This window comes from Bradyrhizobium sp. USDA 3311 (genome assembly GCF_054062495.1).
The window spans coordinates 6,295,603-6,316,667 of sequence record NZ_JBSSFI010000001.1; the positions used below are offsets into that span (position 1 = coordinate 6,295,603).

General features: G+C 64.7%; 20 protein-coding genes and 1 pseudogene. 10 read left to right on the forward strand and 11 right to left on the reverse strand.

The window, feature by feature from the left end:
- The first annotated feature begins 46 nt into the window (after positions 1 to 46).
- Positions 47 to 790 (forward strand): SDR family oxidoreductase, encoded by a 744-nt coding sequence (locus ACVWW6_RS30385; RefSeq protein WP_456681925.1) that lies wholly within the window; start codon positions 47 to 49, stop codon positions 788 to 790.
- A gap of 49 nt (positions 791 to 839) precedes the next feature.
- Positions 840 to 1,262 (forward strand): cupin domain-containing protein, encoded by a 423-nt coding sequence (locus ACVWW6_RS30390; protein WP_011087137.1) that lies wholly within the window; start codon positions 840 to 842, stop codon positions 1,260 to 1,262.
- 31 nt (positions 1,263 to 1,293) lie between these two features.
- Here the strand turns inward: ACVWW6_RS30390 and ACVWW6_RS30395 are convergent, their stop codons facing one another.
- The 5 genes from ACVWW6_RS30395 to ACVWW6_RS30415 form a co-directional block, all read right to left on the reverse strand.
- Complete coding sequence (locus ACVWW6_RS30395) at positions 1,294 to 2,013, reverse strand: haloacid dehalogenase type II (protein ID WP_028171285.1); 720 nt, start codon at positions 2,011 to 2,013, stop codon at positions 1,294 to 1,296.
- A 145-nt stretch (positions 2,014 to 2,158) separates the two neighbouring features.
- The gene (glpX, locus tag ACVWW6_RS30400; protein WP_027542637.1) at positions 2,159 to 3,160 is read right to left on the reverse strand and encodes a class II fructose-bisphosphatase; all 1,002 of its coding nucleotides are present in this window, start codon (positions 3,158 to 3,160) and stop codon (positions 2,159 to 2,161) included.
- Positions 3,161 to 3,320: 160 nt separating this feature from the next.
- Positions 3,321 to 4,637 carry a homoserine dehydrogenase gene (locus ACVWW6_RS30405; RefSeq protein ID WP_271557385.1) on the reverse strand — a complete coding sequence of 439 codons (1,317 nt, stop codon included), beginning with the start codon at positions 4,635 to 4,637 and terminating at the stop codon, positions 3,321 to 3,323.
- A 29-nt stretch (positions 4,638 to 4,666) separates the two neighbouring features.
- On the reverse strand, positions 4,667 to 5,887 hold the full coding sequence (locus tag ACVWW6_RS30410; protein WP_456681926.1) for an LL-diaminopimelate aminotransferase: 1,221 nt from the start codon (positions 5,885 to 5,887) through the stop codon (positions 4,667 to 4,669).
- 216 nt (positions 5,888 to 6,103) lie between these two features.
- Positions 6,104 to 6,379: a hypothetical protein gene (locus tag ACVWW6_RS30415; RefSeq protein ID WP_028171283.1), complete on the reverse strand. Its 276-nt coding sequence runs from the start codon at positions 6,377 to 6,379 to the stop codon at positions 6,104 to 6,106.
- A 254-nt stretch (positions 6,380 to 6,633) separates the two neighbouring features.
- Between ACVWW6_RS30415 and ACVWW6_RS30420 the strand changes: the two genes are divergently transcribed.
- The 3 genes from ACVWW6_RS30420 (at position 6,634) to ACVWW6_RS30430 (ending at position 9,327) form a co-directional block, all read left to right on the forward strand.
- Positions 6,634 to 8,442, forward strand: a complete 1,809-nt coding sequence (locus tag ACVWW6_RS30420; RefSeq protein WP_271557383.1) for a PHA/PHB synthase family protein — start codon at positions 6,634 to 6,636, stop codon at positions 8,440 to 8,442.
- 62 nt (positions 8,443 to 8,504) lie between these two features.
- The gene (locus ACVWW6_RS30425; protein WP_011087131.1) at positions 8,505 to 8,903 is read left to right on the forward strand and encodes an MAPEG family protein; all 399 of its coding nucleotides are present in this window, start codon (positions 8,505 to 8,507) and stop codon (positions 8,901 to 8,903) included.
- A gap of 79 nt (positions 8,904 to 8,982) precedes the next feature.
- Positions 8,983 to 9,327: a hypothetical protein gene (locus ACVWW6_RS30430; protein ID WP_456681927.1), complete on the forward strand. Its 345-nt coding sequence runs from the start codon at positions 8,983 to 8,985 to the stop codon at positions 9,325 to 9,327.
- A gap of 157 nt (positions 9,328 to 9,484) precedes the next feature.
- Here the strand turns inward: ACVWW6_RS30430 and argC are convergent, their stop codons facing one another.
- The 3 genes and pseudogenes from argC to ACVWW6_RS30445 form a co-directional block, all read right to left on the reverse strand.
- On the reverse strand, positions 9,485 to 10,468 hold the full coding sequence (argC, locus tag ACVWW6_RS30435; protein WP_271557379.1) for an N-acetyl-gamma-glutamyl-phosphate reductase: 984 nt from the start codon (positions 10,466 to 10,468) through the stop codon (positions 9,485 to 9,487).
- A pseudogene (locus ACVWW6_RS30440) lies at positions 10,465 to 11,135 on the reverse strand (FMN-binding negative transcriptional regulator). The gene argC and the pseudogene ACVWW6_RS30440 overlap by 4 nt, the downstream one beginning before the upstream one ends.
- 225 nt (positions 11,136 to 11,360) lie before the next feature.
- Positions 11,361 to 11,891, reverse strand: coding sequence for a DedA family protein (locus tag ACVWW6_RS30445; RefSeq protein WP_011087128.1), 531 nt, complete (start codon positions 11,889 to 11,891; stop codon positions 11,361 to 11,363).
- 273 nt (positions 11,892 to 12,164) lie between these two features.
- Between ACVWW6_RS30445 and parE the strand changes: the two genes are divergently transcribed.
- From parE to ACVWW6_RS30465, 4 genes are all read left to right on the forward strand, one after another.
- Positions 12,165 to 14,210 (forward strand): DNA topoisomerase IV subunit B, encoded by a 2,046-nt coding sequence (gene parE / locus ACVWW6_RS30450; protein ID WP_011087127.1) that lies wholly within the window; start codon positions 12,165 to 12,167, stop codon positions 14,208 to 14,210.
- Between the two features lie 429 nt (positions 14,211 to 14,639).
- Positions 14,640 to 15,422: an outer membrane protein gene (locus tag ACVWW6_RS30455; protein WP_038967111.1), complete on the forward strand. Its 783-nt coding sequence runs from the start codon at positions 14,640 to 14,642 to the stop codon at positions 15,420 to 15,422.
- A 318-nt stretch (positions 15,423 to 15,740) separates the two neighbouring features.
- Positions 15,741 to 15,926, forward strand: a complete 186-nt coding sequence (locus ACVWW6_RS30460; RefSeq protein WP_027542625.1) for a hypothetical protein — start codon at positions 15,741 to 15,743, stop codon at positions 15,924 to 15,926.
- A gap of 21 nt (positions 15,927 to 15,947) precedes the next feature.
- Entirely contained in the window at positions 15,948 to 16,718 is a 771-nt protein-coding gene (locus tag ACVWW6_RS30465; RefSeq protein WP_060911855.1) for an SDR family NAD(P)-dependent oxidoreductase, read from the forward strand.
- A 95-nt stretch (positions 16,719 to 16,813) separates the two neighbouring features.
- On the opposite strand, the gene ACVWW6_RS30470 is transcribed toward ACVWW6_RS30465, so the two are convergent.
- Entirely contained in the window at positions 16,814 to 17,581 is a 768-nt protein-coding gene (locus tag ACVWW6_RS30470; protein WP_456681928.1) for an outer membrane protein, read from the reverse strand.
- A gap of 179 nt (positions 17,582 to 17,760) precedes the next feature.
- Positions 17,761 to 18,996, reverse strand: coding sequence for an FAD-dependent oxidoreductase (locus tag ACVWW6_RS30475; RefSeq protein ID WP_456681929.1), 1,236 nt, complete (start codon positions 18,994 to 18,996; stop codon positions 17,761 to 17,763).
- A gap of 119 nt (positions 18,997 to 19,115) precedes the next feature.
- On the opposite strand from ACVWW6_RS30475, the gene ACVWW6_RS30480 reads away from it, so the two are divergent.
- Positions 19,116 to 19,391 (forward strand): hypothetical protein, encoded by a 276-nt coding sequence (locus ACVWW6_RS30480; protein WP_161535036.1) that lies wholly within the window; start codon positions 19,116 to 19,118, stop codon positions 19,389 to 19,391.
- A 28-nt stretch (positions 19,392 to 19,419) separates the two neighbouring features.
- Here the strand turns inward: ACVWW6_RS30480 and ACVWW6_RS30485 are convergent, their stop codons facing one another.
- The gene (locus ACVWW6_RS30485; protein WP_038967108.1) at positions 19,420 to 20,934 is read right to left on the reverse strand and encodes a caspase family protein; all 1,515 of its coding nucleotides are present in this window, start codon (positions 20,932 to 20,934) and stop codon (positions 19,420 to 19,422) included.
- Between the last annotated feature and the right edge of the window lie 131 nt (positions 20,935 to 21,065).

The following is a 21,065-nucleotide window of genomic DNA, read 5'->3' on the forward strand; positions in this document are numbered from 1 at the left end:
TTGGCCTGACGCCGCTCACGCTCGCAAAATGCTCAGGAGACATGCCATGAAGATCGTCGTGATCGGCGGCAGCGGATTGATTGGATCCAAGCTCGTGTCGAAACTCAAGCAGCAAGGCCACGAGGTCATAGCGGCCTCTCCAAAAACAGGCGTGAACGCCGTGACCGGGGAAGGCCTCGCTGCCGCGCTGGCAGGCGCGGATGTCGTGGTCGACGTCGCCAACGCGCCGTCCTGGGAGCCCGCCGCCGTGCTGGAATTCTTCCAGCGTTCGAGCCAGAACCTCGCCGCGACCGAGGCCGCAGCAGCCGTCAAGCATCATGTCGCGCTGTCGATCGTGGGAACCGATCGCTCGCCCGACATCGCCTATTTTCGTGCCAAGCTCGCGCAGGAGACCATCGTCAAGGCATCTCCGGTCCCCTACTCGATCGTTCGCGCCACGCAGTTTTTTGAATTCCTCGGGGCCATCGGCGAAGCGGGAGCGATTGACGGCAAGATCGTCGTGCCATCGGCGTCGTTTCAGCCGATCGCATCCGACGACGTGGTTGCTTCCCTCGCGGAGGTCGCGACGGGACGGCCGCTCAACGGCACAATCGATACCGCGGGACCGGAAAAAGCTCCCTTCAACGAGTTCGTCGCGCGCCGCCTGAAAGCATCGGGCGACAGCCGCCCGGTGGTGGGAGACGCCAAGGCAGGATATTACGGTGCCCCCATCGAGGACACCTCGCTGGTCCCGCTCGGCGAGGCGCGGCTCGGGAAAACGTCGCTCGCAAAATGGCTCGCGACGGCTTGAGGATCTGCGATCCCAAGGTCGCTGCAACCACGGCAATGAAGGAAATCCCATGCGCAGATTGCTGATCGCAACGGCGGCTTACGCCGCATTCGTCCTGGCGGCCCAGGCAGCCGAGACGCAGCCCGCAGCGAAGTCGGCCAAGGTGACTGTCGTGTTTGACCAGGTCCTGCCGAATGCTCCCGGCAAGAGCATGAAGGGCGTGCTGGTCGAGTATGGTCCCGGAGGCTCCTCACCGGCCCACACCCACGCGCGCTCCGCGTTCATCTATGCCACGGTGCTCGAGGGAGCGATCCGCAGCCAGGTCAATGACGAGCCCGCCAAGGTCTTTCACAAGGGAGAGAACTTCTCCGAGAAGCCCGGCGATCGCCATGCCGTCAGCACCAACGCCAGCGATACCGAGCCGGCGAAGCTGCTGGCCGTCTTCGTGGTGGACACCGCCGATACCGAGTTGACAACGCCGATCGCGAAGTAGCGCGCGGGCCAAGGCGCTTCGGCGCAAGATGTCAGCAGCCGAGCCTGTCGGCGATCCCGCCGAAATCCTTGGCGACGATGTCCCAGTTGCCGGTGGCTTCGAAGTCGACCTTCTGCAACGGTCCGTACTCCGTCGGCCGCGCCACGAACGCGGTCTTCAGGCCGTTGTTCTGCGCGGCGGCGAGATCGCCGTTGTGGGCGGCGACCATCATCACCTCGCCCGGCTTGAGGCCGAGCAGGCGCGCGGCGCCGAGATAAGTCTCGGGATCGGGCTTGTAGTGCTCGAACAGCTCCGCGGACATGACGAGGTCCCACGGCAGGCCGGCGAACTTCGCCATGTTGGTGAGCAGCGCGACGTTGCCGTTCGACAGCGGCGAGATGACGAATTTCGACTTCAGCCGCGTCAGGCCGGCGACGCTGTCGGGCCAGGGATGCAGGCGATGCCAGCCCTTGGTAAGGTAGTCGAGATCGGCTTCGGTGAGGCCCTTGATCGAGAATTGCGCGACCAGCTTTTCCAGCGAGCGGCGGTGTAGATCGTCGAGCATGACATAGCCGCGCTCGGGATGTTTGCGCACGTCGTCCATCGAGGCCATGTACATGCCGCGCCAGCCGTCCACCAGGGCGGTCCAGTCGGCGCTGATGCCGCGCTGCCTGCTCCACCACATGAAGTCGGTGATCAGGCTGGTGCGCCAGTCGACCACGGTGCCGAACACGTCGAAGACCAGGGCTTTGACGGCGGAGAGATCGGACATGGGCGCTTCCTCTTTTTGCTTTTGTCTTTGTCATTCCGGGGCGCGCGGAGCGCGAACCCGGAATCCAGAGGTTGTCGGCGCGAGATTCCGGGTTCTCCGGGCCGCGCTTCGCGCGGTCCCGTTCGCCCCGGAATGACGGCCAACGTCAGTCCAGGTGGAACTTCGCCAGCTCGCGGTGCTCGGCCTTGATGTAGCGCACGGTGCCGGTGACGGAGCGCATCACCACCGTCTCGGTCTCGATCACGCCGTCCTTGCGGAACTTGACGCCCGATAGCAGCGAGCCCGTGGTGACGCCGGTGGCGGCGAACAGGCAGTCGCCGCGCGCCATGTCCTCGATGCCGTAGATCATCTTGGGATCGTTGACGCCCATCTTGGCGGCGCGCTCGCGCTTCTCGTCGGAATCGAGGATGAGGCGGCACTGCATCTGGCCGCCGATGCAGCGCAGCGCCACGGCCGCGAGCACGCCTTCCGGCGCACCGCCGGTGCCGAGATACATGTCGACGCCGGTGTTGTCGGGATCGGCGCAATGGATCACGCCGGCGACGTCGCCGTCGGTGATGAGGCGCACCGCCGCGCCGGTCGAGCGCACGCTCTCGATGATGCTGGCATGGCGCGGGCGGTCGAGCACGAGAACGGTGATGCCGTCCGGTTGGACACCCTTGGCCTTGGCGAGGCGGCGGACGTTGTCAGCCGGGCTCGCATCGAGATCGACGATGCCCTTGTCGTAGCCCGGTCCGATCGCAAGCTTCTGCATGTAGACGTCGGGAGCGTGCAGCAGCGTGCCGCCGTCGGCCATCGCCATGGTGGCAATCGAGCCCGGCATGTTCTTGGCGCACAGCGTGGTGCCCTCGAGCGGGTCGACCGCGATGTCCACCTGCGGGCCGGCATTCATGCCAACCTTCTCGCCGATGAACAGCATCGGCGCCTCGTCGCGCTCGCCCTCGCCGATCACGATGGTGCCCTCGATCGGCAGCTTGTTGAGCTCGCGCCGCATCGCGTCCACGGCGGCCTGGTCGGCCGCCTTCTCGTTGCCGTGGCCGCGCAGCCGCGCCGAAGACACCGCCGCCCGCTCGGTCACCCGCACGATCTCCAGCGTGAGGATGCGCTCGAGCAACGCGTGCGGCGGGACTGAAATATGGGTCGACATCGGCTAACTCCTTCGAAACGGTTCTGGACGGAAATCTCCGCCCGCATCAACTCGTAACACCCACAGTTCGTTCGAACCGTGTCATTGCTTGAGCCTGCTCTTTCCGGAAAACCGCTTCACACTTTTGCGCGGGCGCGGCTCACCGGGTCTGGAGCATGCTCTAGTTCTTCTCGATCCGGATCACCTGCGGCCGTCCGCTGATCACCTTGTCGCGCTGCACGGCGGCGAGCGCGCGGCGCACCGCGTCCTCGTGCGTCGCATAGGTGATCAGGATGACGGGCACGGGGACCGCCTTGCCGTTTGCCGCCGGAGCGCCGCCATTGGGATGACGCTGCACGATCGACTCGATCGAAATCTTCTGTTCTGCCAGCCGGGTCGCGATTGCCGCCGCAGTGCCCGGGAAATCGCGCGCCAAAAGGCGGATGTAGTAGCCGCCCTCGTGGCGCTCCATCGGCGCCTTTTTGGTGTCGCGCAAATGCGAGATCGGCCGGCCGAACGGATTGGCGCGGATGCCGCGCGCGACGTCGGCGATGTCGGCGACAACGGCGGATGCGGTCGCGGCACCGCCTGCACCGGGGCCGACCAGCGTGATCGGCGGAATGCCCTCGCCATCGATCGTGACCGCATTGGTGACACCCATCACCTGCGCGATCGAGGAGGATTTTGGAACCATGGTCGGGTGCACGCGCTGCTCGATGCCCTTGGCGGTGCGAACGGCAACGCCGAGCAGCTTGACGCGGTAGCCGAGATCGGCGGCCGCGCGAAGATCTTCCGGGGCGATGGAGGAGATACCTTCGACATACACCGCGCTTTGAGCAACTTTCGTGCCGAAAGCGAGGCTGGCGAGAATGGCGAGTTTTTGCGCGGTGTCGTGGCCGTCAACGTCGAAGGACGGATTGGCCTCGGCATAGCCCAGCCGCTGCGCGTCCTTGAGGCATTCGGCAAACGACAGCCCCTCCTGCTCCATCCGCGTCAGGATGTAATTGCAGGTGCCGTTGAGGATGCCGTAGACGCGGTTGATGCCGGTTCCCGCCAAGCCCTCGCGCAGCGTCTTGATGACGGGAATCGCCGCGCCGACGGCTGCCTCGAAATTCAGCGCGCCGCCGTGCTTTTCGGCGGCCTTGGCGAGCTTGAGGCCGTGCTTGGCCAGCAGCGCCTTGTTGGCGGTGACGACGGACTTGCCGGCATTGAGCGCAGCCTCGACCGCGGAGAGCGCGGGATCGCCGGCGCCGCCCATCAGCTCGACGAAGCAATCGACCTCCGGATGGGTGGCGAGCGCCATCGGATCCTTCACCCATTCGACGCCGCGCAGGTCGACAGCGCGCTTCTTGGCCTTCGAGCGCGCGGTGACGGCGACGACGCGGATGCCGCGGCCGCTGCGGCCCGCGAGCACGCGTCCCTGCGTTTCAATCAAACGGACAACTTCGGCACCCACGGTGCCGAGCCCCGCTATGCCCACTTTCAGGGGTGCGACCATGATGCTTATCGAAAACCTGTCGAAGAGAATTAGCGCCGATTGGCGAGCGGAACGACGTTGTGCAACGTTTCGATACCGCTTTCAAGGAAGCGGCGCACGCCGCGCGCGGCTTGCCTGATCCGTTGCTCGTTTTCCACCATGGCGATGCGGACATATCCTTCACCATGCTCGCCGAAGCCGACGCCGGGCGACACCGCGACGCCGGATTTCTCCACCATCAGGGTCGCGAACTGCATGCTGCCGACGCTGCGGAACGCTTCCGGCAGCGGCACCCAGGCGAACATCGAGGCCTCCGGCGGCGGAATCTCCCAGCCGGCGCGGCCGAACGACTCCACCAGCGCATCGCGGCGCTTGCGGTAGGTGTCGCGCATCTCCTTGATGCAATCGTCGGGGCCGTTCAGCGCCGCGGTCGCGGCGACCTGTACCGGCGTGAAGGCGCCGTAATCGAGATAGGATTTGACGCGGGCGAGCGCCGCGATCACGCGCTCATTGCCGACCGCAAAGCCCATGCGCCAGCCGGCCATCGAATAGGTCTTCGACATCGAGGTGAACTCGACGGTGACGTCCATCGCGCCCGGCACCTGGAGCACCGAGGGCGGCGGGTTGTTCTCGTCGAAATAGACCTCGGCATAGGCGAGATCGGACAGGATCAGGATCTCGTGCTTCTTCGCGAAGGCCACGAGGTCCTTGTAGAAGTCGAGGCTCGCGACATAGGCGGTCGGGTTCGAGGGATAGCAGACGACCAGCGCCAGCGGCTTGGGGATCGAATGCACGATCGCCCGTTCCACCGCCTCGAAGAACTGCGGTGTCGGCTCGGAGGGCACCGAGCGGATCACGCCGCCCGCCATCAGGAAGCCGAAGGCGTGAATCGGGTAGCTCGGGTTGGGGCACAGGATGACGTCGCCCGGCGCGGTGATCGCCTGCGCCACGTTGGCGAAGCCCTCCTTCGAGCCCAGCGTCGCCACCACCTGGGTGTCGGGATTGAGCTTCACGCCGAAGCGGCGGGCATAGTAGCCGGCCTGGGCCCGGCGCAGGCCGGGGATGCCTCGGGAGGCCGAGTAGCGGTCGGTGCGCGGCTTGCCGAGCGTCTCCTTGAGCTTCTCCAGCACGTGCGGCGGAGCCGGCAGGTCCGGATTGCCCATGCCGAGGTCGATGATGTCGGCGCCGGCGTTCCGCGCGGTCGCCTTGGCCCGGTTGACCTGCTCGAACACGTAAGGCGGAAGGCGGCGGATGCGGTAAAACTCTTCCATGGCTCTCTGGGCTCCGGGCACCCGGTCAGGACAGAATCGACAGGCTAGAACGGCCGTTCGGAGACGCGCTCGCCCCCTTCGCAAAAATTGCTCAAAATCAAACGTTTAGAGCAACTTCCGACGACGGGGGCTGAAGTCGTTCGCCCTGACTCTCGGCTGAACTGAGGTCTTTTTAGCACGCCAAGGCGGTCGCGCCAGCGATTACCTTGCACCGCCTCATTTGGCATCCTTGGCGGCGACCGCCTGGCGGTCGCGCGCGGCGGCAAGCTCGGCCTCGATCTTGGCGCGCTGGTCCGGCGGGATGACCGCCTGATCGCGCTCCGGCGGCAGATCATGCACCGGCAAATAGGTGCCGGGCTCCCTGGAATGCGCCTGCGCATCCGCAGGCGTCATGTCCGCGAGCTGACTCGAGCAGCCGCCCAGCGCGAACGCCACGCTCAGCAGCGCGCCGCAGATCAGCAGCGACTTTTGCAGGTCCCTCAACGCCAACACTTGGGAAAATCCCCTACTCGTCCCAAAGCACGGCCCCGGGCAACCTTACCCAAGACCGCGCCCAAGCTCAAACCATTGCTGCCCAAATGGTCCGAGCGAGAAAACACCCCGGCACTACCAAACCGAGCGGTGCGGCTCGATTGTGACGGAACCAAGAAAATTTGTCGCAGTGCAACACATCTTCGAGAGTGTTTAACGTCAAACATGCGAGCTTCGCGGTGACGAATACGGAATGAATCGTTACTGTTCTGCTCATGAGTATGGCCACGACCGACACGCCCAAACCCGAGACGAAGTTCGATGCGGAAGCCTTCGCGATGAATGTCGCGCGGGCGATGGAGAGCGGCGGCAAGGCGCTGGCCGCCTTCCTCAAGCCGCGCGAGAGCGGCGAGGTGCAGGACCGTCCGCCGGCCGAGCTTGCCGAAGTCGTCAAGGCCTTCACATCGGTCGCCGAATACTGGCTGTCGGACACCTCGCGCTCGTCCGATCTCCAGACCAAGCTCGCCAAGGACTATCTCGACCTCTGGGGCGCGGCGGCGCGCCGCATGGCCGGCCAGGACGCCCCGCCCGCGATTGCGCCCTCGCCGCGCGACAAGCGTTTCGCCGATCCGGAATGGAAGTCGAACCAGTTCTTCGATTTCGTGATGCAGCTCTATCTGCTCACGACCAAATGGGCGCAGGAGCTGGTGCGTGACGCCGAGGGGCTCGACCCGCAGACCCGCCGCAAGGCCGAGTTCTACGTCCAGCAGGTCACCAACGCGCTGTCGCCCTCGAACTTCGTGCTGACCAATCCGGAAGTGCTGCGCGAGACGGTGGCGAGCAGCGGCGAGAATCTGGCGCGCGGCCTGAAGATGCTGGCCGAGGACATCGCGGCCGGCAAGGGCATGCTCAAGATCCGCCAGTCCAACCCGGACAATCTCGTCGTCGGCGTCAACATGGCGACGACGCCGGGCAAGGTGATCTACCAGAACGAGATGATGCAGCTCATCCAGTATTCTCCGACCACGGAGAACGTGCTGCGCACCCCGCTCCTGATCGTGCCGCCCTGGATCAACAAGTTCTACATTCTCGATCTCAAGCCGGAAAAATCCTACATCAAGTGGTGCGTCGACCAGGGCATCACCGTGTTCGTGATCTCATGGGTCAATCCCGACAAGCGGCTCGGCAACAAGAGCTGGGAAGACTACATGAAGGAAGGCCCGCTCACGGCGATGGACGTGATCGAGAAGGTCACCGGCGAGATGAAGGTGCACACCGCCGGCTATTGCGTCGGCGGCACGATGCTCGCTACCACCCTGGCCTGGCTTGCCGAGAAGCGCCGCCAGCGCGTGAGCTCGGCGACGTTCTTCGCGGCGCAGGTGGACTTCACCCATGCCGGCGATCTCCTCGTGTTCGTCGACGAGGATCAGATCGCATCGCTCGAGCACGACATGAAGACCGCCGGCGTGCTCGAAGGCTCGAAGATGGCGATGGCCTTCAACATGCTGCGCTCCAACGATTTGATCTGGTCCTATGTCGTCAGCAACTATTTGAAGGGCCAGCAGCCGAGCGCGTTCGACCTGTTGCACTGGAATTCGGATGCGACGCGCATGACCGCGTCGAACCATTCCTATTACCTGCGCAATTGCTATCTGGAGAACCGGCTGTCCACTGGCACGATGGTGCTCGACAACACGCTGCTCGATCTCTCCAAGGTCAAGGTGCCCGTCTACAACCTCGCCACCCGCGAGGACCACATCGCGCCGGCCGAGTCGGTGCTGTACGGCTCGCAATTCTTCGGCGGCCCGGTGAAATACGTGCTGTCCGGCTCGGGCCATATCGCCGGCGTCGTCAACCCGCCCGCCTCGAACAAGTACCAGTACTGGACCAACGACAACATCAAGGACGTCAACGTCGCCGAGTGGATGAAGGGCGCGGTCGAGCACAAGGGCTCGTGGTGGCCGGACTGGCGGCAATGGCTCGGCGAGCTCGACCCCGAGGAAGTCCCGGCGCGCGCAGTCGGCAGCGAGGCGCTCCCCCCGATCGAGGATGCACCCGGCAGCTATGTCAGGGTTCGCGCATAGCGGAATCTCCTGCGCTTGTATAAGCTCACCTTCAGCACAGTGATGAATGAGGGGACCGGGTTATGACGCGTGAATTGTTCTGGCTGACACTGACGGTGATTTTCACTGGCATCCTGTGGGTCCCCTACATCCTCGACCGCTGCCAGGTTCGCGGGCTGTCGGGCGCCATGGCAAACCCCTCCCGCAGCGACAAGCCGCAATCGCCCTGGGCGACGCGACTCATGTTCGCGCATGACAACGCCGTGGAAAATCTCGTGATCTTCGCACCGCTGGTGCTGATCCTGAACGCGATCGACTATTCGTCGAAATGGACCGTTCTCGCTTGCGCGGTCTATTTCTGGTCGCGCGTCGCACATCTGATCGTCTACGCGATGGGAATCCCGGTGTTCCGCACCCTGGCCTTCACCGTCGGCTTCCTCGCGCAGGCCGTCCTGGCGCTGGCGATCTTCAAGGTGCTTTGAGCATCCGAAAAGCAGGCGCAGGCCCCTGCGATCTGCGATATTGTCACGCGGGCTGAGGCAGCCGAAGCGAGGATTCCGGATGCGGACCCTTCTTTCAGCCATCGCGATGAGCGCGCTCGCCGGATTTGGCGGCGAGGTGCAGGCGCAATGCTCCGAACTGATGCGCCTGCGCAGCGAAGCCATCGAAGCCACCAAGCCGATGAACCGTGGATTGATGCCGGACCGCTGTAACGCTTACATCCGCGCATCGCTCTCCTGGAGTTCCCTGCACGCCTACGCGCAAGACCATCAGGAGGCGTGCGACATCTCCAGCCGCTCGCTCGGTGAAATCGAAAAGTCTCACCACGACGCGGTGGTGGCGCGTGACAATGTCTGTGCCGGCCGTCCCGTTCGGCCGTTTCCGGCGGACGTGATTTTGCGCTGAGTTTTGGCACGGCACGAAGAGCCCCGGCAGCCGCGTATCTTGCTGCCGAGCATTCCCGGCGTCATGGCGAGGCGCGAAGCAATCCAGACTGTCGCCGCGGAAAGATTCTGGATTGCTTCGCTTCGCTCGCGGCGACGGTGGAGAGAGAGCCTTGCCGCTACGCCTCCGGCAGGCCCAGCATCAGCCGCATGTTCTGCACGGCCGCGCCCGAGGCACCCTTGCCGAGATTGTCGAGCCGGGCGACCAGCACGGCCTGGTGATATTTGTCGCTGGCGAAGACGTAGAGCTCGAGCATGTTGGTCTCGTTCAGCGCCTCCGGCTCGAGCCGGCCGCCCTTGCTCGCCTCGTTCTGGAGCGGCATCACCGAGACGTATTTCGAGCCGGCGTAGCGTTTCGCCAGCGCGGCCTGGAGATCGGCACCGCTGGGCTTGCCCGGCAGCGTGTCGAGCTGGAGCGGCACCGAGACCAGCATGCCCTGCCGGTAGTTGCCGACCGAGGGAATGAAGATCGGCCGCCGCGTCAGGTTCGAATAGAGCTGCATCTCCGGCAGATGCTTGTGCTCGAAGCCGAGGCCGTAGAGCTCGAAGGACGGCGCGCTGCCGTCTTCGAAGCTCGCGATCATCGACTTGCCGCCGCCGGAATAGCCGCTCACCGCGTTCACCGTGACGGGATAGTCTGATGGCAACAGCCCGGCATCGACGATCGGCCGCAAGAGCGCGATCGCGCCGGTCGGATAGCAGCCGGGATTGGAGACCTTCTTCGCGGCCTTGATCTTGGCGGGCTGATCCGGCGTCAGTTCCGGAAAGCCGTAGGCCCAGTCGGGCGCAACCCGGTAGGCGGTCGAGGCGTCCAGCACCTTCGGGCCCGACGGCCCCATGCTGTCGATGAGCGCAACCGTCTCCTTGGCGGCCTCGTCGGGCAGGCAGAGGATGACGAGATCGACCTCCTCCATCAGCGCCTTCTTCACCGCGGGATCCTTGCGCTTGTCGTCGGCGATCGTCTTCACCGCGACATCGCTCTGGAGCTTCAGCCGCTCGTTGATGCCGAGCCCGGTGGTGCCGGAGCCGCCGTCGACGAAGACGGTGGCGGGCTTGGTCGCAGCGCCCGCCTTCGGGGCCTGTTTGGTATCAGTAAGGCTCATGGCACGCTCCTTTCGAGCTTGTTGGTTTCGGCCGCGAAGGCTTCCGGCCTCACGTCCTGCATCAGTTGCGCGATCTCCCTCGCGTCGGCGGCGGGTTGCGCACCGAGCGCGTTGGCGATCGCCGTATAGTCGGCGTCCGATTTGTGCTGGTTGAGCTTGAAGCTGCCTTCGACCTCTTCAACCGTCATGATCAGGCCCACGATCCCCTTCTTCATTGCCTCGAGCCGGCCCGCCGTCATCTTGCCCGACGTCCACGGCTTCTTCGGCAAGAGCCAGCTCTCGAACTTGTCGCTGAGCGTATCGATCTGCACCGACAGCTCGTCATCCGACACAGCAGCCGCACCGACCCGGTCAGATGCACCGACTGGTAGAGCCATGTCGGCACCTGGTCCGGCGAGACGTACCAGTCCGGCGATACATAGGCATCGGGGCCGTTGACCACGAGCAGCCAGGAGGTCGCGCCGTCCGCAAGCTTTAGCAGCGGATTGTGACGGGCGACATGAAAGGCGGCCTGCGGCGTGCCGTCGGCGGCATAGGTCAGGTAGAACGGCAGCGGCGAGGCGACCGGCCTGTGGCCGTCGAAGGCGCACATCGTGCCGAAGCCGCGCTCCTCAGCGAATTTCAGGCTCGCGGCGCGGTCCTGCTTGAAAAAAGGTGGGGTGTACATCGTGGTCTCCTGCTGGGCCTCCTTGGGGGGCCGCCGGATCAGATCGCGCTGACAGGAGAAAGAATGCCGCGGATCGGGTCCAGCGGCAAAGACGATGATCTCAAACGCGATCGACCGCCCAAACCGCTAAAGAGCGGCGGCGGCGACGGGCGAACAGGATGGTCGCGGCGTTGATCATGGCGCGGGGCTATAGGGCCAGATCCGGTTCCCGTCAAGGTTCAGGCGTCAGATCACGCGCCAGATCCATTCCATGATCTTCGCGATCACGTCGCCGAACAGCAGCAGCGCCGCCGACCAGACCAGCGCCGAGACGAAATTGGCGGCCTGGAAGCTCCAATAGGGCATCTCGAAAATGCCGGCAGCAAGCGGCACGGACGCGCGCAAGGGGCCGAAGAACCGGCCGATGAAGATGCTGGGCACGCCCCAGCTCCGCACGAAGGCCTCACCCCTGGGCAGAAGTTCCGGATAGCGCGAGAGCGGCCACATCTGCGCGACATGCTCCTTGTAGCGATAGCCGAACCAGTAGGAGACCCAGTCGCCGAGCGCCGCGCCGAGGCCGCCGGCAATCCACACCGGATAGAAGCTGATGCCGCTGACCCCGATCAGCGCGCCGATCGCCACCAGTGCGCCCCAGGCCGGAATGAGCAGCGAGATGAAGGCGAGCGACTCCCCGAACGCCAGCAGGAACACGATCGGAGCCGCCCAAGCCTCGTGAGCACGCACGAAGTCGGCCAGTGCGTGCGCAAACTGCTCCATGCCAGAATAGCCTTCCCGCCCCGTCTCAAGGTCCTGCTCAGTGAAAAAGACTGGTAAGCCAGGGACTTGTGTGACATCAAGTCACAAAACCCGGCTGAGCGTCGACCTCACCGTCAAATTGCCGGGAACAGAGCGGCCCGCGGCGTAAAATCGCCGGGATTAGCTCCCAACCCCAGCCCCCGCCGGCCCTGCGGTGACCTTTCCAGGCCAGCCGTGTCATAGTCGCCCGAACCGATTCGCCGCCCGCGCGGCCCTCAAAACACATCAAAATTCATGTCCAAGCAGTTGAAACCAAAAGCAAAAGACGACTTTTTCGGCGGCAACGAGCCGAAGCCCCGCGCCGCCGCCAAGGCGTCGCCACGCGCGGGCGGCGCGGAAGCCGACTACACCGCGGCCGACATCGAGGTGCTCGAAGGCCTGGAACCGGTGCGGCGCCGACCCGGCATGTATATCGGCGGAACTGACGAGAAGGCGCTGCATCACCTGTTCGCCGAAGTCATCGACAACTCGATGGACGAGGCGCTCGCCGGGCACGCGACCTTCATCGGCGTCGAGCTCAGCGCGGACGGCTTTCTCACCGTCACCGACAACGGCCGCGGCATCCCGATCGATCCGCACCCGAAGTTTCCGAAGAAGTCGGCGCTCGAAGTCATCATGTGCACACTGCATTCGGGCGGCAAGTTCGACAGCAAGGTCTACGAGACCTCGGGCGGCCTGCACGGCGTCGGCATCTCCGTCGTGAACGCCCTCTCCTCCCTTCTCGAGGTCGAGGTCGCGCGCAGCCAGAAACTCTACCGCATGACGTTCGAGCGCGGGCACCCCAAGGGCAAGCTCGAGGATCTCGGCAAGATCAACAACCGCCGCGGCACGCGCGTGCGCTTCAAGCCCGATACCGACATCTTCGGCGCCAAGGCCGCGTTCAAGCCGCAGCGCCTGTTCAAGATGACGCGTTCAAAGGCCTATCTGTTCGGCGGCGTCGAGATCCGCTGGAACTGCGCGCCCGAACTGCTCAAGGGCATCGACGACGTGCCGGCGGAAGCGACTTTCCACTTCCCCGGCGGCCTGAAGGATTATCTCGCCGCCGCGATCCACGCCGACACGCTGGTGCATCCCGACATCTTCTCCGGCAAGTCGGGCCGCAACGGCGCGCATGGCGCCTGCGAATGGGCGGTCGCCTGGACCGCGGATGCCGACGGCTTCCTCTCGTCCTACACCAACACGGTGCCGACGCCCGATGGCGGCACGCATGAATCCGGCCTGCGGAGCGCGCTGCTGCGCGGCCTGAAGGATCACGCCGAGCGCGTCGGCCAGGGCAAGCGCGCCTCGTCCATCACGTCGGAAGACGTGATGGTGGGTGCGGCGGTGATGCTCTCGGTGTTCGTGCGCGAGCCTGAATTCCAGGGCCAGACCAAGGATCGGCTCGCTACCGCCGAAGCGCAACGCATCGTCGAGCAGGCAATGAAGGATCCGTTCGACCATTGGCTGTCGGGCAATCCGAACCAGGCCAACAAGCTGCTCGACTTCGTGATCGACCGCGCCGAGGAGCGCCTGCGCCGCCGCCAGGAGAAGGAGACCGCGCGGAAAACCGCGGGCAAGAAGCTGCGCCTGCCCGGCAAGCTCGCCGACTGCAGCGACGCCGGCACCGAAGGTTCCGAACTGTTCATCGTCGAGGGCGACTCGGCCGGCGGCAGCGCCAAGCAGGCACGCGACCGCAAGACCCAGGCCGTGCTGCCGCTGCGCGGCAAGATCCTCAACGTCGCTTCTGCCGGCAAGGACAAGCTGACGGCGAACGCCCAGCTTTCCGACCTCGTGCAGGCGATCGGCTGCGGCACGCTCGCGCAATATCGCGAAGAGGATCTGCGCTATCAGCGCATCATCATCATGACCGACGCCGACGTCGACGGCGCCCATATCGCCTCGCTGCTGATCACCTTCTTCTACCGGCAGATGCCGCGGCTGATCGACGAGGGCCACCTCTTCCTCGCGGTGCCGCCGCTCTACAAGCTCACCCACGGCTCGAAGTCGGTCTACGCCCGCGATGACGCGCACAAGGAGGCGCTGATCAAGAGCGAGTTCAACGCCAACGCCAAGGTCGAGGTGAACCGCTTCAAAGGCCTCGGCGAAATGATGCCGGCGCAGCTCAAGGAGACCACCATGGATCCGGCCAAGCGGACCATGCTGAAGGTGGTCCTGCTGGCGGATGATCGCGACACCACCGCCGATTCGGTGGAACGTCTGATGGGCACCAAAGCCGAGGCGCGGTTTGCCTTCATTTCGGACAAGGCCGAATTCGCGAACGAGGATCTGCTCGACGTCTGACCTCGCGCGGTCCCGTCGAAAAGCCCCGGCTCAAGTCCGGGGCTTTTTCATTTGTGGAGACGATACCGCCCTCGTCCCGGCACTTCATGCCGGACGCCGCCGCTCCACGCCGCGCACCGGCCCGCGACTCGGCCCGCGACTCACCGGCACCAAGGCCGAGGCAGGACTACCTCCGCTTCGGACAAGGCTGAGTTTGCTAACGAAATCTTACCCGGGCCAGGAATTCGAAAATCCACATAACGCACTGAAATTACATCTCTTTTTGTAAGTCTAACGTCATCCTCCCCGGGGCCGGCCGGCGGGCGTTTTCCGGCGACTGTGCCTGCCACGCAACAGCATTTCGGCGGAAAGCGTCTATAGTCCGGGCATCAGATGACACGAACTTCAGTGCGCTCGCGCCTGCTACAGACCAAGGTTGGGGATTTTATCATGAAGAAGATTTTGCTGGCTCTGACCGCGGTTGCGGCGATGACCGGTTCGGCCTCGGCGGCTGATCTCGCGGCGCGTCCCTACGTGAAGGCTCCGATGGCGGCTCCGGTTGCCAACTGGACCGGCTTCTACATCTTCGGCGGTGGCGGCGGTGGCCTGTCGAACGCTGACCAGAGCGTGGTTGATACTGTCACGGGCACCCCGCTGACGATCACCCAACGCCAGGGTGGCTCGGGCTGGTTCGGCACCGTCGGTCTCGGCTACGACTGGCAGTTCAGCGGCACTTGGGTCGCCGGTGTGTTCGCCGACGGTCAGTTCGGCAGCATCCGCGCCACCATTCAGGATCCGATCTTCGGCATCACCGGCAACCAGAAGCTGGAAGACTCCTGGGCCGCGGGCGTTCGCCTCGGCTGGCTGGTCGCCCCGAACGTTCTCTCCTACGTCAATGGCGGTTACTCAGGCGCTCACTTCGGCCAGACCAACTTCACGGACCTCGCGGGCGTGCCCGTCGGCGCTCATCTCGCCAGCTACAACCGCAACGGCTGGTTCATCGGTGGCGGCGTCGAGAACAGCCTGAATATCTTCGGCATCACCTCGCCCGGCTGGTTCATGAAGACCGAATATCGCTCGGCCTTCTACAATGCCAAGACCCAGACCGAGCTGCTCGACGCCGGCAACGTTCCGCTGGTCAACAGCATCCGCGCCAACAGCTGGAACCAGACGGTTTCGACCTCGCTGGTCTACCGCTTCAACTGGACCGGCCCGGTCGTCGCCAAGTACTGATCCGAACGCAAGTTCAGACGTCAAAGCCCCGGCATCGTCCGGGGCTTTTTCGTTGCGGGAATGCCGGCGGCCGACGACCGCCTTCAGCGACTTGCAGGCGCAGGCGAGCTGACTTCGATCTCCGCCCGGTCCGTATTGGTGATCGCCCTACCCCGAGCAGCGCGCATCGCCGTGGCTCCCGCTTACGCCGGACACTTGTGCGAGCGCCGCCGTTGTATCCGAACCGCAGCTACGGTTACTGTGCGCCCAAGTTTTCGTGGCCGCGGCAGTCGTTCATGCCTTAGGCCGCGGCGGAACCAGACCAACGGGGAGGAATGCATGCGCAGATTTCTGCTGATCGCAGGCCTGTTTGTCCTCGCCGTCGGGCTGCTCTGGATCGGACAGGGCACGGGCACCGTTCCCTGGCCGCGATCGAGCTTCATGGTCAACCAGCTGCAATGGGCCGGCTATGGTGCTGCCATGGCCGGGTTCGGGCTGGTCCTGATCTGGCAAAGCAACCAATAGAAGAAACCAGGAAGTGAAAGCATGACATCCAGCCGGTTCGATCTCCGCGGCAAGGTCGCGATCGTCACAGGAGGCAATGGCGGCATCGGGCTCGGCCTCGCGCACGGGCTCGCCGATGCCGGCGCCAATATCGCCGTGGTCGGGCGCAACGAAACCAAGTCGGCCACCGCCGTTGCCGATCTCAGACAGCGCGGCGTGAAGGCAATCGCCGTCACCACCGACGTGACCGACCAGGCGGCGGTCGCAGCCATGATCGACCGCGTCGTCAAGGAGTTCGGCCGCATCGACATCCTCATCAACAATGCCGGCATGAGCATCCGCAAGCCGCCGCACGAGCTCGAGCTCGACGAGTGGAACAAGGTGATCGATACCAACCTCACCAGCGCCTTCGTGTGCTCGAAGCTGGCCTATCCGGCGCTGAAGGCGTCCGGCAACGGCAAGGTGATCAACATCGGCTCGATGATGTCGATCTTCGGCGCCAGCTTCGCGACGGCTTACGCGGCGAGCAAGGGCGGCATCGTGCAATACACGCGCGCCTGCGCCAATGCCTGGGCGCCCGACAACATCCAGGTCAACGCCATCCTGCCGGGCTGGATCGACACCGACCTCACCCGCGGCGCGCGGCAGCAGGTGTCGGGCCTGCACGAGCGCGTGCTGGCGCGGACGCCTGCGGGGCGCTGGGGCGAGATCGACGACTTCGCCGGCATCGCGGTGTTCCTCGCCTCACCCGCCTCGAACTTCGTCACGGGCACCGCGATCCCCGTTGACGGCGGGTTCTCGGTGATGGCCTAAGACGCACGCTCGCTGCACGAAAAAAAGAGCCCCGGCAATGCCGGGGCTTTGAATTTGTCAGTGATCGTCTTTTTTGCTGCTTGGTCGTTCGTTGCTCAGTAGCGCGCGATGGCCGGCGCGTCGAACTTGTAGCTCGCGCGCACGACGGCCCACTGAAGGTCGCGCGGCTTGGCGTCGAAGGTGTAGTTGGTCGTGGTGCCGCCGAGCTGATAGGTCTGGCTGCCGAAGGCCGCGTAATTGTATTCGAGGCCGACGATCCAGTTGCGGGTGACGCCGTATTCCCAGCCGGCGCCGACGGTCCAGCCGTTGGCCCAGTGGGTCTGACCGCCCGAGCCCGTCGCCGGGCCAACCGTATCGCTGACCGACAGGCGGTTGTTCACGCCCGCATAGCCGCCCTTGATGTAGAACAGGTTGTTCTGCACGGCGAAACCAGCGCGGCCGACGACGGTCGCAAGCACATTGGCGCGCCAGGAGAACACGTCGTCACCGGCACCGAACGCAGTATTCAGGAACGACCCCTTGTTATCGAGGCCGGAGATCGTGCCTTCCATGCCGAACACGTAGTTGTTCGCCTGCCAGTTGTAGCCGATCTGCGCGCCGCCGAGGACGCCCGAGTTGCGCTGACGATAGCCCTGTCCCGGAACCAGATCGCCGAAGCCGCCGCTGTTGCCGTTGTTGATGAACTGCTCGTTGGTCCAGGCGCCACCGATGTGGCCGCCGACATAGAAACCGGTCCAGTTGAACAGCGGCTCGACATAGGCGGGCGCCTTCGTGTAGCGCGCACCGAGATCGGCGGCGGACGCAGCGCCGGTCGAAACCAGCGCGGTCGTGCAGGCGAAGGCGGCAATCAATTTGTTACGCATGGTACACCCCGTGTCCTTTGATGGGCGCACGCTCACACGCAGGTCTTACTCAAATTTGAATCAACAAAGTTAAGACGCCGGATTGGCAGGTTGCGGTGCTTGAATCCGTCTGCGCTGTTGCACGCCCGCAACGCGCCACGCGCGATTTAACGCGAAATTATCCCTACCCGATTGCAGCGCTACGATGCCGGGGCGGCCTTGGACTGAACGTGCTCGGGCCGCACGCCGAGCGCGATCAGGCGCGCCGGGATGCCCTGGAGCCATGGCAGCGCGGTGATCAGGCGCACGATCAGCGGCACCTTCAACGGCCGGTCGCCGCCCTGCAGGGCGCCGCTGATGATGTTGTTCTGCACGATCACCTGCATGGCTTGCGTCATCTTCACCGGGAACTCGCGCCGGCGGCGCACGGCGTCGAGCTCATCCTCGGACGGGCAGCCGTGCTGAAGCTTGTCCGCGAGCAGGTTGGCGGTCGCCACCGCATCCTGCACGGCGAGATTGACGCCGACGCCGCCGACCGGCGACATCGCATGCGCGGCGTCGCCGATGAGAAGCAGGCCCGGCCGCGTCCAGCGCGCCAGGCGGTTGATCGCGACGGTGAGCAGCTTGATGTCGTCGAAGCTCTTCACGTCGGCAATGCCGCTTCGGAGGATCGGCGCCATGCGCACGACGTCGTCGAGCAGCGCCTGCAATCCCCTCGCCTTCACCGCATCGTGCTGCCCCTTGGCGATGACGTAGGCGCATTGCCAATAGTCGCCGCGGTCGAAGGTGATCATCATCTTGCCGGGCTCGACGCGCGCGAACACACTTTCCGTCTCGTCCGCCTTGCGGCCGGCGCGGAACCACAGCACGTCCATCGGTGCGCCGATTTCCTCGACCTCGAGACCGGCGCGCTCGCGCACCGTCGAATGCCGGCCGTCGCAGGCGATGGTGAGATCCGCCTCGATGTCGATCGGTCCCTCCGGTGTCTTTGCCCGCACGCCGGCGATCGTCTCGCCGCGGCGGATCAGGTCGACGGCTTCCGTGTTCATCATCACCCTGAGCGAGGCGAAGCGCTTGCCGGCCTCGCGCAGGAAGTTCAGGAAGTCCCATTGCGGCATGAAGGCGATGAACGGGTACTTCGTGTTCAGCCGGCTCAGATCGGCGATGCGCACCGGCGTACCGCCGAACAGGCCGTCCATCTTCTGCAAGCGCTGGTGCGGCAGCTTCAGGAAACCGTCGATCAGGCCGAGCTCATCCATCACCTGGAGCGCCGATGGATGCACGGTGTCGCCGCGAAAGTCGCGAAAGAAATCCGCATGCTTCTCCAGCACCACGACGTCGATGCCCGCGCGCCCCAGGAGATAGCCGAGCATCATGCCGGCGGGTCCGCCGCCGACGATGCAACACCGGACTTTTACGGAGGAACTCGGGTTCAAGGCCGCCCCTCATTTACGACTTAAGTTTTCTGTGCGGTGCAGCAAGCAAGTTTAATTTGCCGCAGCTGTGAATGCCCGTTAGCGTTGCAACGAATTTCGATTTCTTTCAGGAAATTGCGGTGCGGACTATCCTCATACTGCTCGGCGTCTGGATCCTGATCAACGTGCTTTTCGTCGTGATCATGATCCCGCCGCGGAAGTCGCATCAGCGGCAGACCGGCACGCTTGCGCCGGTGCCCATCGACCAGAACGGCTATCCGTTCGAGGAACCGGAGAAGCTCCTGCTTCGCCACGTCATCATTTCGATCGCGATGGGCGCGCTCTTCTCGCTGGCTCCCCCCTTGATCGAAGCCGTCGAGTCCATCAAGCGCCGCATCAGGAAGCGCCGCGCGTAGCGGCGGCGGGCGCCGCCTGCGCGACACCTCAGTTGTTGCTGCGGTTCGCCGCGCGAAAACTCTTGATCTCCGATACGCTGCCGTCGCGATAGGTCAGCTCCACCGAGACGAACTGCGTGGCCGGAGCGAGCTTCATGTAGAGCGGCATGCCGGCGGTGATCGCGCTGGGGTCGCGCATGTCACACCCCGGCATCTTCAGCACCTGGTTGGGTACCGCGGTGTCGATGCCGATGCGCACCTCGCGGATGGCGCAGCGGTAGGACACGAGGTGCGTGTAGTAGACGAGCAGCCCGTTGAACTCGCGGAATGACAGCCAGCTCGTCGCGGTCATGTCGAGGATCTTGCGCTGGTCGCGGATCAGCGCGGCCTCGGGATCGAACCTGATCGGGAACGGGCCCTGCATGTCGCCCGACTGATCGACATAGCGGACCTCGATGGTGCCGGCCTGTGCATCCGGCGGCAATTCGATCGACGGGTTCGGCATCCGCTTGCGCGTGCGCGGATCGAGCGTGTCGATGAATCCGGTCTCGCGGAAATCGCCATTGCCGGCCATGCGCCAGGAAATGCCGAGCGTCGGATCGGCGAAGGAGAACACCACGCTCCAGCCGCCATTGTGGCGCGAGAAGCTCGCGATCGGCGCGTTGGTGGTTTCCTCCTTCGGCACGCGCGGCACCGACACCGGCGGCAGTGCCGCAAGCTTCTGCGGCGGTGGATCGGCCGGCCGCGCAGCCGCGTCTTTCGCGGCGCCGCTCAAGAAGACGTCGTCGACCATCTGGTCGAAATAGACCGGCACCTGCCTGTGCTTGACGGTATCGGCCATCTCGCTGACGAGACGGCGGGTGCGCTGCGCCACCTGCACGAGGTTCTCGCCGGGTTGCAGCAGCTCCTTGGCGAAGGTGCGCGTGAACACCGAATTGGGATCGGCGTCGTCGTTGGAGAGGCGATCGAGCGCGGTCTGGCGGGGACCGGCCGAGAACACGGAGAACACGCCTTCGGGCAGCTGCATCATCGGCGCGAGCCCGCCGCCGCCGGCGACCGCGCGGGTCCCTTTGCGCTCGAACGGATTGTTGCGGCAAGCGTCGAACACCAGTATCGAGGTCCGCGCCTTCTTGTTTTGAAGGCGCTCGACGATGCGGTCCGCCAGGATGGAGGCGTCGCGCACCAGCTCTTCCTGCCCTTCCGTCGCCGCCGGCACGTCGGTCGGCAGCAGGTAGTTCTGGCCCGCGATCTCGAAACCGTGGCCGGCATAGAAGAAGAACGCGGTGTCGCCGGGCTCGATCGCCCGGTCGAACGCAAGCAGCGTCTCGGAGAATTGCTGCCGGCTCTGGTTCTCCGCCACCATCACCGAGAAGCCGAGCTGCTTCAGCGTGTCGCCCATGGTGCGGGCGTCGTTGACCGCCTTGAGCAGTTTCGGGACATTCCTGTAGTCGTTGTTGCCGACGACGAGCGCGACGCGCTTCTCGGCGCAGGCGGGAAGCGCGAAGCCGCCAAGGCTCGCCGCGAGGCCAAGGGTCACCAGAATTCTGAAAAGCCGACGCGTCATCGAAAAATTCCCGTTGCAGGACGGCTTACCGCCGGCGCCCCTCGTACAGTCCATTGGCGACCTTCGGCCGTTGTTGTCATAGTCGGTCCAGCCATAGCGGCGGTTCAACCGGCACAGCCACCGGTTCCATC